Source organism: Pseudoalteromonas sp. Angola-7 (assembly GCF_028599255.1).
GTDB lineage: Bacteria > Pseudomonadota > Gammaproteobacteria > Enterobacterales > Alteromonadaceae > Pseudoalteromonas > Pseudoalteromonas atlantica.
In genome coordinates, this window is the sequence record NZ_JAQREL010000011.1 from 51530 (window position 1) to 63619 (window position 12090).

A 12090-nucleotide genomic window follows, 5' to 3' on the forward strand; every position below is an offset into this window, starting at 1 on the left:
ATTATTCCTCACCCAGCACTTTGTTTTTTTGGTAGTTACCTTGTGACAACTTAAAAACTCCTTGACCAATAAAGCTCTCATCACTTTTGGCTTTAATGTTATACACAGCCTCCGCAGGGTCTTCACTTTGTGTATCTGAATCCCTCATTTCCACACTCAACCCTCTTGGTGATGCGCCACCTGATTGCGCGAGAGGCATAGGTGGGGTGTTTTTTGCGTTTGAAATCATTGGATCGCCTTGGCGCACTGCGGGTTTACCTTCAATAAGTACGTTAAATGAGCCCATAATAAATTCGGCTTTTCCATCGTTTGTACCACTTACTATGCCTTTTTTGTTACCCGGCTTGTCGCCTTTACTCTTTGAAAAGTTACTTTTGATGTTAGCAGCACCGTTACCATTGATTTTTACTGAACCTGCAACACTTGCTACATCGCTGGCCGCAGCCATATTTGCGTATGGAATAGGGATTACACTTGGCCCTACTGTGGTTAAACATACATCTATGGTACTTAACTTACCGCCGCTTTTTTTGTGTACCGCGGTACGGCCATTTATGAGTACATTTTGCCCTGATACTGTGGCTACTTGCGCTGCTTGCGATTGCGCATCTTTGGTTAACTGCTCTTGACTGCCGGCTTGCCACCCTAAATGACTCGACACTAAGTCTAAAAATGCTTGGGCATTGGTAATCGGTTTATTAACATCCATATCTGTTTGTGGTTCGTTCCACGGCAAGATGGGCTCGTTTTTTTCATCGTCCCATTGTGGTGGCGGAATTATATAGTCGGGTATGAAGGTATTAACCATTTCGCCTAGTGTTTTATCGCGGTATTTTGGGCGTGCTATTTCATCTAAAAAAGCAGCTTCACCGGCATCTCTGTCTTCAAATATAGCAACATTACTGGCTTTACCTAACGCGCCGTTACTTCGTGCACTATTATTGAGGGCTAATAGCGTTGGATTATTGTGTCGCCATGTTAATGACCCACCTGAGCGAACATCGGCAGTTAGCGCGTCTATATCATATTGCACACTGCCAGTTTGTTTACCTGCGGCTGCATTAATGTATGTCATGAATTTTCACTCCTTGAAATTTTTATTAATTGCTCATTGGGTGAATTAAATAATAAAAACACATGATTTAACCCTTCACTTAATGGGTTATTTAAATAACTGTTTGCAAGCACTAAACCAGTTAGGTCGTTTGCAACGCCTTGATAGCCAATAGTATTATTTAAGTCGGCAAGCTCTATTAATTCGTCTTCTGGGCTATACAATGCTTGTGTATTAGCAAACCATTTTTTTTGCCATGCTAACGACTGCTTAGCTGCAAAGAGGTAAGTATCATTAACACACGCTTGTGCTTGGTTAAGCTGTTCTTTTAACTCGCCACTAAAAAGATGTGCTTCTAGCCCACCTTGACCATGTATAAGTAATGCACATCCACCTTCTCCATTAATTATACCCGGAGGGCCATTTAGCACTTGCACATCGTTATTTTTTGCTTGCTCGCTCACATACTGGTAACTAACACACGAATCTACTGCAATTATTAACGTATCTGGGGCTATATTTTTAAAGTCGATAGTTGTTGTTTGTATAAAATCAGGTATTTGCTGAGAGATCACCTCAGCTAAAAGCTCATTGACGGTATCATCACTTATTACTGGGTTTTTTAACTCATCCTGTGGTAATACAAACATTATTTGACTTATACGAGATGTTTTTCTAAGGGTTGCAATGTCAAGGTTTTCGATAAGCTGGCTTAGTAGTAGTAAGCATTTAGTTTGCCTGTCTAGTTGGGCAAGCTCTTCCATTTCTATCATTATGTAAGGAGCATCTAAGCTTATATCGCAACGTATTAATGCTTTACTCGGTTTAGAAAATAACATTTGGTTTGCAACAGCGGTATATAGGCTGCTTGGTGTACACCCTGTGGCATTTATGTGGCAAAGTACATCAAACTTCATTGTTAGCTTCCTTTTTTGCCACGACTAACTGACTATTTGCGCCTACGTGCATAGCATCAATGCTCCCGCGCCATAATAAAGAAAAACTTTGCGCGTCAGAATCAATAATTAAGGTGTCGCAGCGCATATTAATTGTATGTCTGTTTAATGTGTTAACTAGCTGAACTATTGGCTCGTCAAATGGAAGCTCTACTCGCTGGTGCTGACCATAGTTTTGTAACGGGTACAGTCCAGAAAGCGAAAACGCCCACCCTGCTGTAAACTCATTTTTTATACGCTGATCTAAAGGTGCCACATTATTAAAATGTTCATCAAGCATTGTTTTAAATGGGTAATTACCTGCCATTAGTGCTTTTTTATCAATGTCGGGCATAAGCTCTATACGTGGTGACCAATGTGATGGTATAGCTGAAAAACCAGCTACTGGCGTAGTATGACTCGGCTTTCGCAGAAGCTCGTTTGCATACTCAATAGAGGGTAGTTGTTGCCCTATTGCCTGTTTATTTTTAAGCTTAAAACCTTTTCCTATTGGGTTTTCTAGCAGGTAATCGGTTTCGTCATTCAGGTTTTTTCCACCAAAGGCATTGCTGTAATTGATAGGTGTAGGTTCAATAATATTAGGATCAGTTGCGACTGGCCCTAGCAAAGAGCGCTTCCAAAAACGTGTGCCTGTTACACGTAAACGCTTATTAAATAGTGGCTGTGTTTTATTATAAAGGCCAAGCTCTACTTCAATCACTCGCGCTTGTTTGGCTTTAGGTGGGTAAGCTGTAAAGTCGCCATACACTTCAAAACCTGTTTTAAAGGCGACTTGCTCGCTTACTTCACTCAGTGGCGTATATGCGGGGTCGCCATCGTAGTCATCCGCTACAACAATATCGGGTCCAGGCTCGTTTGGTGTAACATTGCCTTTTTCGTCAAATTCAAAGCTTTGTTTTACAAGAACAACTTGAGCCAATGTGCGGTCACTCAACCAACCATCAAAAAAACTAGCCTGCCAAGGAGAAAAGTTATTCAGCACTTGAGCTCTCCGCTATAACACTTTGCCATTGTTTGGCGCTCACTAATACATGGTACAAACCACAGGCTTTTTGCAGTGGATAATGCGGTGCTATTACACGTTGCACAACTTCACCTGCAAGCATTTTTAGTTTTTGTTTTGCATTACTGTGTAAAAAGCTAATGCCGTTTAATAATTGATCCCCGGGCGTTAATGCAAACGTTTGCCTTGCATGCTCTGCATCGTCAAGGTTTATGCCGCTATGTACGTTTTTTTCGTTATTTGATTCCACTACAGTCACTTTGTCTGCTTGGGCAAGCGGCCTATCAGTTATTGTTAACCACGCTGCATATGCTGGTTTTTGCGTTACCCCGTGCGCCATTAAATTAATAAATAAAGGCAATGCGCGTTTATATACAAAGTGGCTTAGTACATGCTGGCAAAGCTCGGGATTGGCTTTACAAAAAAGAAGGCAAGGTTCATCCCAGCGCGGATCGTTAGTAAGCCCTGCTAAGGCAAGTAATTTTGCTTTTTTGTCGTCATCATTTGTTTTTGCAAAAACTTTAAACAGCATGTCTGATACGTCACTTGCTTTATTACAATAGGCATTTACGAGTGCTGCGTAAGCAATATCAAAATTAGCATGTAGCATGGCACTGTTTAGCTCTGTTTCACTCAAGTGCTGCGAAAAAAGTAAAGTTAGAGCGGTGCTATCTAGCTCTTCTTTTTCGTTGAGTACACTGTTGCGTAGTGCTTTATCATCATCTAACTGCCAATAATCAAGTAAGTGCTGTAATACACCGTAATTACTTAAATGTTTGTCCGACTTTAAAGCTAAAAAGGTTTCAGCGGCGGTCAACTCACTTTTGAAATTAAGATTTTGCAACAATAGCGTGTATATACTGTGGTGATCGGGGTTTTCTGCCGCAAAGGTAATAAATTCATTCAGTACTAATTGACTGACTTGTGTCAAATTTTTACCTGCAAAGTAATCTGTGGGGGCATCACTTTTTAAATCGCTGAGCGTATATAAATGATTTAGTAATTGGCTTTCAATTACATTTAGTCGCGCAAGCGGGTAAACGCCTTGCGCTTGCAACTTTTGTTTGTGTTTTAATAAAGTAGTTAAGCGCTGCTGATGCTGCTTAACCTTAGCGACTTGTGCAAACATAGAATTAATTAAGCCTAATTGGCCAGCCAGCCAAGGTAAGATCTTGCTCACTATTGGCTGTTATGTCTCGCCCTTCGAGCACTATCGCCCCGTCGGCAAATACTTCTATTGTCCCTTTAGCCGTTTGAAGGCTAATACTTTGCTGCGCTTCAATAGTTATATGGCCTTGGCTATTTTTAATAAATGCAGCGGGCGCTTGCTCTTCACTTGCAAGTAGCCCTGTGACTATAAAGCCCTGTGCAGTATGGGTAAGCAGTACTGTGTCGCCCACTTGGCATGGTGTTATGTGGGCCGCTTGTGCTACCACATTATGTTCGTCGTTATTTATTGTAACGCTTTTAACTCGGCCAAATTCATCAACTTTACTTACAGGTGCAAGTTGCTGATCGTGATTAAATATACTTTTAACTTTTGCGTTCATTAAATTACTCCTTTAACTTAGTTATTACTAATTGCACTGCCTTTAATTGCTATATTAGTGGCACTTAACGTTATATTAGTGGCGTCAATTGTAAGGTTACCCGCAGCATCTATTTCAATACTTGCACCACCTTGACTTAACTGAATTGAGCCTTGCCCATTTGCTTTTATAGTAATATTTTTACCGCTATTTAGTTCTAAATCACCTTGTGGGGCTTGTAACTCAAGGTTGCCATCAACCGAGTAAACATTAATATCCTGCTGTGCTTGCATTTTTAGCTCATCACTTGCTGTGAGCTCTAGGTTACCGTCAGTTGCTTGAATTCGACTATTTGATACTGAGTTTAAAGTTAAATCTGCGGCTGAAGTAACAGTAATATCTCCTTCGCGGGTTTGAATTTGCAGATTGTTTTCTACTCGCGTTGTAAAGTTATTAGCAACTGTAAAGTTTGCGTCGTTCTCAGCAACAAATTGCAGGTTTTCTTTAGCCGAAATTTTTACGTCACCATCAACCGATTTAAGCGTTGCTTGGTGTGCGCCATTAGTTGCATCAAGTATTAATTGGTTTTTATTATTTTTATTGGCAAGGCTTATTTTTTCTTCGCCTTTTTTATCATCCATTACAAAGCTGTGCCCAGCTTTAGTTACTAATTTATTTTCAGTTGGGTTTTCGCTTGTTACAGGGTTTGGTGCATTTTCATTATAAAGGGCACCTAAAATAATAGGCCTGTCTAAATCGCCATTTTCTCCACATACTAATACTTCTGTACCTTGTGTTAGTGGAAAATGCATACCATGACCACTGCCACCGTAAGGCTGCATTAGGCGTGTTGAGCGACTTTCTTGCCCTTCTCCATCTTGATTAAAAGGCAGCTTTACAACGTAATTACCTTTGTCATCTATTTCTTGTTCAATTAGCGCGTTAAACGTTGCAAATACACGCCGTGCTTGCATTAAAGGCGCTTTAAAGGTTTGGTCAATACTTATTAAGTAAGCTTGGTTTTTATAAGTTAAACCTTTTACATTAGAGCCATACTCTACAGCCGCATTTTGGCTTCCCTTGTGCTCAACGCGAGTTACAAGGTACTGTCCATCGTGCTCAGGGTGATCGTATATATTTAATTGCATTCCTGGACGCAAGGCTCTGCAATCGGTATCTATTATTATTTGCTCTCTTTGGCAATCTAATGACTGCTGCCTAATAGTTGCAAATAACTGCCCTTGTTCAGCAGTTTGATAATTGTCTGCATAATGAGAATCTTCACCAAAACCAACTATTTGAGATGAATTATTAGCTGTGATCTGTAAGTTTGCAGGGGCCTGATAATTATAATCATTAAGTTGTGTATTTTGTGCAAACAGTTGAGCCTGCCTACTAATAGCAAAAATAGACTCACTTGTTCTAACTTGCCCTGAAGGTGGGACATAGCTTAAATTAACTGGAGTATATAAATTGCTTATTTCTTTGGCTTTGTTACATATGTAGAGTACGCAATCACCACCAGTTTGCTCTACAAAAGAATATACAAACCCATGCTTACGCATTAAACGTGTTACAAAATCGTAATCTGTTTCATTATATTGCACGGTCATGTCGAGTGTAGATGAGCTTGCCTTTACACTTAACTTTTGTGTAGGAAACCCTGATTTTTCGAATACACTCGAAATTATTTTCCCGGCATCCATAGCAGTAAAAACGCGGTTAGAATGCTGGTGCTTGAGTAATGTTAAATGGGAGTTCATCACCAAAGTATAATGAAAACCTTGATGGCTTTGTCCATGAGCGGTAAAACCACTAATTAAGCCCGAGATGGTACGGTCAACCATTGACCATACCATTGATAAAGTAATATCTTTACCTATTAACATTTCTGATGTTAGGTGCTCTGGGCTTAAAATTTGTATTTTAAATTCATAGTCTTCGCATAAACGATCATTTTTTGAATCAAAGTCAGTTACATATACCATTTCATCAGGCATACCTTGTATAACAACACTAAAATGACTGGTGTTACTTTTTAATTCGTTAAATATGTCCATGAATCCCATTTGTTTATCCTTAATTATGCGTTATCGGCAAATGTTGCAGTGATCTCGTCTTGCTCATCAACAGCTAGGGTTAAAATGTCTGGCATATCTTCTTGTGCCATAAACTCTAAAATTGATTTAGCAATACCCGGTAATATCTGCTGCTCAATTACCGCGTTAACCATGCGTGCTCCACTGTCAGATAATGTACATTGTGTCGTTAACTTTTCTAACACACTCGCATCCACTCTTAGCTGCATTTTGTGGTTTTCATGTAATCTATTGGCAATAGCTTCAAGTTTTAAGCTAACAATTGATTGCAGTGCTTCTGAGTCTAATGCTAAGTAAGGTATAACTTGCATACGCGCAAGTAAGGCGGGAGCAAAAAATGCAAGTAATTGCGGCTTTATTAAGTCTGTGAGTGCACTTATTGATGGCACTTTCCAAGGTGTCCCATCTTCATTAATTAGCGCTTGAGCTGGATTTAATGCATTGTTAATTTCAGCTTCTTGTTCGCTTTGCTGCTCTTGCTCGTCTTCTTGAGGGCTCAAATCAATAACGGTCGGTGGCGTACACGCTTCAATCAACTCTGCAGAGCCTAAGTTAGAAGTCATAATTATAACGGTGTTTTTAAAGTCAATTTCTCGACCTTCCCCATCGCGCATATTCCCGCGTTCGAACACCTGATAAAACATGTTCATCACATCTTTATGCGCTTTTTCTACCTCATCGAGCAAAATTACCGAGTATGGACGTTGCCTAACAGCCTCAGTTAACACACCACCTTCGCCGTAACCAACGTAACCAGGAGGCGAACCTTTAAGTTGGGATACGGTGTGCGACTCTTGATATTCGCTCATGTTAATTGTGGTTAAGAACTTATCGCCACCAAATAATTGTTTTGCTAAACAACGCGCGGTTTCAGTTTTACCTACACCCGACGGTCCTACTAATAAAAATACACCCAATGGGCCTTCATCATTACTAACACCCGCTTTACTTACTCTAAGCGTTTGCGCTATTTTGGCTAAGCCAGCCTGCTGCCCTATAACTTCTTGGCTAATTGTGGCTTCAAGATTGATTAAATTACTAATTTGGTCTTTAACCATTGCCCCTACAGGTACGCCGGTCCACTGCGAAATGATTTGCGCGACTGCGTCGGCGTCTACTTCACTAAACAGGCCATTATCTTGCGTATTTTGCTCTTTAAGTGCTTGGCGAAGAGCTAACAACGATTCACTATCAAGCTCTTGGTCTGTCGCTTGTTTAATTTCGTTAATTTGGCTCAACGTAGAAATTTGTGACTCTCTTGAATGAGTAAGCTGTGCTAACTTATCTTGTGCATTAACTAATTCTTCGATTAAGTAAGTTAGCTTATCTTGATCAACCGCTAAGCCTTGCCCAAACTCAACATTTAGGCTATTTATTCTCGTTTCGAGATAGTTTATATGCTCACGCTCAGCTTCAATAGCCGCGGGATCAGTAGCAAAAGACATACGTACACGCGCTGCGGCCGTGTCTAGTACATCAATAGCTTTGTCTGGTAATTGGCGACCTGTTATATAGCGCGACGATAAAACCACCGCAGCCTCAATCGCATCATCCGTAATTTGAATATTATGATGCTCTTGGTATTTGTCTTTTAAGCCCGCAAGCATAAGCTGCGCAGCCTGCTCTGTAGGCTCATCAACTTTTATTAGCTGAAAGCGACGCTCAAGCGCAGCATCTCTTTCAAAGTATTTTTTATATTCGCTCCATGTAGTTGCAGCAACTGTTCTAAGTTCACCTCTAGCAAGAGCAGGTTTAAGCAAGTTAGCCGCATCACTCATTCCGGCATCACCACCAGCGCCTATGAGCGTGTGCGCTTCATCAATAAACATAATAATGGGTGTAGTTGAGTTTTTGACTTCATCAATCACTGTTTTTAACCGGCGTTCAAACTCACCTTTAACGCCTGCACCTGCTTGTAGCAAGCCCATATCAAGCACTAATAACCGTACACCTTGAAGATCTGTTGGCACCTGATTATCAATAATTCTTTGTGCAAACCCTTCTACTACGGCTGTTTTACCTACACCTGGGTCGCCTACTAATATAGGGTTATTTTTACGACGACGGCAAAGTACATCTACCATCATTCTAATTTCGTCATTACGCCCTAATACCGGGTCAATTTTTCCTTGCTTTGCTTTTTCAGTTAAGTCTTCACAAAACTCGTCTAGCGCATTACCGCCTTGAGAACCCGCGGTTTGATTTTCGGCCGTTTTACTCACATTTTGACTAAGGCGTTCTGATGACTGCTGACATATTTTTTCAAGATTTTCGGCTAAAAAGCGAGAATCTATTTTATCCAGTAACGCTGGTAGCTGAAGTACTGGGCTGTACGGTAATAGCTCTGTTAATGAGTCAACTAGAGCGGCTCCTGTAATAAAGTCACTTTTATGTTGAACATTAGCACTTAACCATGCACGCTCTAACCATTCATACAAACGACGTGAAAACGTGGGTTTACTTTGGTTTCCTGCTGGCTGCCTGTTTAAAAAGTCTAATAACTCATGCCATACAGCATCTTGATTAACATTAAAAAAATGAAAAATGTGCTCAAGGTCACCATTACTTCCCTCTTCCATTAATTTAATAAGAAGATGCTCAGGAAGTACTTCAAAGTGACTACGGCTACTTGCAAAACCTGCTGCTGACTCTAGCGCCGAAGCGGTGTGGCCATTAAGCTTATCTATGAGTTGTTTTATACCTTTAGCGTCCATTTTTTATCCTTAATTCCTTAATGTTTATACTGGTTATGGGTGTAGCTGTGTGTTGTTATATTGGCAGCTGCAGCCCCTAAATATGAGTTATGGCCTAGCACAAGCCCATGCTTGCCTATTGTTTGTTCAGCAAGCGCCTCATTAGCAACTTTTATTTGGCATACCCATTCGATATTGCTAGGTAAGTGTGCACTTAAAAGTGCAGCCATTTTGATTCCATCAGCACTGCGAGGTGTGAGGTTTAAGGCTATCTCGTTTGTTACAGGGCCTATTTCAATCGTTAAAATACTTCCGCTTACCAATACTTTGGTACCTAATACTGCTGAGTTTCCTAGTATCATTTGATTGTTAGTACCAATTGCACTTGGTGTATCTATAGATTGCCAATTGGCCCTTGTGTCATCTACTTTTAATGACTCTATATCTAAGCTGTGTTTAAGTAACTGTGCTAAACCAGAAGCACTAGTTTGCTTTAAGCTTGCAATACCGCACTGAATTTTTTGATCTGTTTTGCCCAGTAAAATAGATTCTATTAATCCATCAAACTGCTCTGCACCACGACCTGCAATATTAATTTGAGACTTTTTCCAGGCTTGGAACAATTGACAATAAAGAACATGATTAAATATATCTAAAAACTGCCTTACTCTATCGCCACTTTGCTCATCACTCGCAGCTTGTTCTAAAACATAGTGAGGCATTGGCGCATCTACGCCATATAATCCTAAAAATGACGTGGATAAACTTAATCGGCCCCTGCCATCGTTTTCGAGTGTGCATTGGCGTACATCGGTAGCAGGAAAGCCAAGCTCTTTAAATGGCTTAAACATAACCCGTTGACTTATGCCCTGCTCAAGCTCATTTGGAGCTGCCCAGTGTTTTTCTATGAGGCTCATCGCTTTAAATAAACTAAACTGCCATGGTTTAGCAATTAAATGCTCTATAGCTGGAGGCAACTTAGCCCATACAGGATGTGCATTTTTAACTTCGAATGTACTCATAGCTGATAGCTTTTACCTGGCTCTATATCCCATGTCCACGTTTTATAACTTGGGATGGCATTAACCCGTGTTTGTACACTTTCATTAATGGGGGCATACATTAAAAAGAATTCATGTAGAACATTACAAAAATGAAATAGGTCGGCATCGCCAACAAACTTACTTTCATCAATATCTATCTGAACATCGACTCCTTTAATAAAAATCCCCCGTTTTATTTGGCTAATTGGCATAGCGGTAATTTTCATAATACTTTCGATACGAAAACGGTTTTCGGGTTTACCTGACCAATCAAATAATACAAGCAATCTTTTTAACTCAGTAACTTGTGTTATTTGAGAAAACTTTACATTTAGTAGACTAATTAATTGCCAATGTTTTGGCTGACTCGGACAGGCTAAATAATTAGTTGGACGTATAACATTTTTAACGTCAACAATATTTGGCATATTTTTACCGCCTTCATTTAAATCCCCCTCTTGTAAAAGCTGTCTAGGCCAACCAGCATTAAATGCAGTTAAATCTACCGAGAGGGTTTCTTTCTCTTCACCTAAATTAAAGGGAAGCTGAAGGTAATGCGAAGGAGCAGCAGAACCCACATCTTTTGTTTGAACGGTATATAGCTTTTTCTCGTCCTCAAACACGCTTTGGTATCGAGGAGTATACGTATGAGTATTGCCAGTGACTGAGTTCCGCCCTGCTACCGCATCAACCGAATAACTAAATACATGATCAGCTCTTGCTTGGTCAGCACTAATCATATAATCGGTTCGATTAGACTCTAATTTAATTGGCTCTGCTGCTTGCTCAAAAATATTTACTGCAGGAACGCAGTTAATGAGGATATTTTCTTTGCTGAGCTGATGACCTGGAGGCAATTTGTTTTCCCCCCTAAATACAAGCTCAAACCTATCTATGTGCTCGGGCAGTTCTTGATTCGCTAAGCCAGTAAAAGTTAAAAAGTAAAACCGATCTTTTGCATTAAAATAATCGAGCAATAAAGCATACCCTGGGTGGCTTTTAGCAGCACTTGGTAGTAATGCACCATCAATACCTAAATAAGTTGGTACACACCCTTTTACTTTAAGTTTTTTATTAAATTCAAAATGACTTGCACCAAAGTCAAGCTCAGCCTGTTTAGTTGGTGACTTCAATAATAAAAATAAAGCACTACAAAGAGGAGTGTCACCTCTTAAGTAAAAGTTTAATTTTGATAAATCAAAGTTGGCACGCTCTCCTTGGCAAATAAATTTTAAACCAATACGAAGCTCTGCTCCTAAATGCGACTCTTGATACTTTACATGCTCTACATCAAGTGGAGTTACATCTAATTCATGAGAAGTGCTAAAGACAACCTTTTTGTTATCTACTTTTGATTTTTGTGCGTTCAGCTCTAAACCTTTTTCAATTTTATGCGTTTTTTGCATTGCGAGTTTAGGCTTAAATTGAACAACCGTTGTTGATGGGTAATAACTCAATAAAATTGGACACAATTGACGCAACACCTGTTCAGATACTTCTGGTACAGACTCATCAAGCCTTTTTTGCGTATGGGCTGTTAAATAGGCTACACCTTCGAGTAGGCGCTCAATATGCGGGTCTCTATCTTTTAATGCATCAATATTAAGCATACCTGCATGCTCAGGATAAAACTGAGCGAACTGCTTACCAGCTTGAGTCAACAAGCGCATTTGAGCATCAAAATATTGCTGCATTTGTCAATCCTTTTGCTTA

Annotated in this window: 9 protein-coding genes; all 9 read right to left on the minus strand. The window is 40.0% G+C overall.

Annotated features, from left to right (window positions below; all coding sequences use genetic code 11):
* Position 1: 1 nt before the first annotated feature.
* From PSH50_RS14485 to tssF, 9 genes are read right to left on the minus strand one after another with little or no spacing between them, the layout of a single operon-like run.
* Positions 2–1075: a DUF4150 domain-containing protein gene (locus PSH50_RS14485; RefSeq protein ID WP_273586936.1), complete on the minus strand. Its 1074-nt coding sequence runs from the start codon at positions 1073–1075 to the stop codon at positions 2–4.
* Entirely contained in the window at positions 1072–1971 is a 900-nt protein-coding gene (locus PSH50_RS14490) for a hypothetical protein (protein ID WP_273586935.1), read from the minus strand. The genes PSH50_RS14485 and PSH50_RS14490 overlap by 4 nt, the downstream gene beginning before the upstream one ends.
* Positions 1961–2992, minus strand: a complete 1032-nt coding sequence (locus PSH50_RS14495) for a DUF2169 domain-containing protein (protein WP_273586934.1) — start codon at positions 2990–2992, stop codon at positions 1961–1963. The genes PSH50_RS14490 and PSH50_RS14495 overlap by 11 nt, the downstream gene beginning before the upstream one ends.
* Positions 2982–4193, minus strand: a complete 1212-nt coding sequence (locus PSH50_RS14500; RefSeq protein WP_273586933.1) for a hypothetical protein — start codon at positions 4191–4193, stop codon at positions 2982–2984. Before PSH50_RS14500 ends, PSH50_RS14495 begins: the two co-directional genes overlap by 11 nt.
* Positions 4147–4563, minus strand: a complete 417-nt coding sequence (locus PSH50_RS14505; protein WP_273586932.1) for a hypothetical protein — start codon at positions 4561–4563, stop codon at positions 4147–4149. Before PSH50_RS14505 ends, PSH50_RS14500 begins: the two co-directional genes overlap by 47 nt.
* A gap of 17 nt (positions 4564–4580) precedes the next feature.
* Positions 4581–6602, minus strand: coding sequence for a type VI secretion system tip protein TssI/VgrG (locus PSH50_RS14510; protein WP_337939019.1), 2022 nt, complete (start codon positions 6600–6602; stop codon positions 4581–4583).
* A 23-nt stretch (positions 6603–6625) separates the two neighbouring features.
* A complete protein-coding gene (gene tssH, locus PSH50_RS14515) occupies positions 6626–9355 on the minus strand; it encodes a type VI secretion system ATPase TssH (RefSeq protein ID WP_273586930.1) in 2730 nt (909 codons plus the stop codon).
* Between the two features lie 17 nt (positions 9356–9372).
* A complete protein-coding gene (gene tssG, locus PSH50_RS14520; protein ID WP_273586929.1) occupies positions 9373–10356 on the minus strand; it encodes a type VI secretion system baseplate subunit TssG in 984 nt (327 codons plus the stop codon).
* Positions 10353–12071 (minus strand): type VI secretion system baseplate subunit TssF, encoded by a 1719-nt coding sequence (gene tssF, locus PSH50_RS14525; RefSeq protein WP_273586928.1) that lies wholly within the window; start codon positions 12069–12071, stop codon positions 10353–10355. Before tssF ends, tssG begins: the two co-directional genes overlap by 4 nt.
* Positions 12072–12090 lie beyond the last annotated feature (19 nt).

Bases quoted from the DNA above. Each gene is read 5' to 3' on its own strand.
- PSH50_RS14505 (WP_273586932.1), bottom strand. From the start codon at position 4,563: ATGAACGCAAAAGTTAAAAGTATATTTAATCACGATCAGCAACTTGCA.
- tssF (WP_273586928.1), bottom strand. From the start codon at position 12,071: ATGCAGCAATATTTTGATGCTCAAATGCGCTTGTTGACTCAAGCTGGT.
- tssG (WP_273586929.1), bottom strand. From the start codon at position 10,356: ATGAGTACATTCGAAGTTAAAAATGCACATCCTGTATGGGCTAAGTTG.
- PSH50_RS14490 (WP_273586935.1), bottom strand. From the start codon at position 1,971: ATGAAGTTTGATGTACTTTGCCACATAAATGCCACAGGGTGTACACCA.
- tssH (WP_273586930.1), bottom strand. From the start codon at position 9,355: ATGGACGCTAAAGGTATAAAACAACTCATAGATAAGCTTAATGGCCAC.
- PSH50_RS14485 (WP_273586936.1), bottom strand. From the start codon at position 1,075: ATGACATACATTAATGCAGCCGCAGGTAAACAAACTGGCAGTGTGCAA.
- PSH50_RS14510 (WP_337939019.1), bottom strand. From the start codon at position 6,602: ATGGACATATTTAACGAATTAAAAAGTAACACCAGTCATTTTAGTGTT.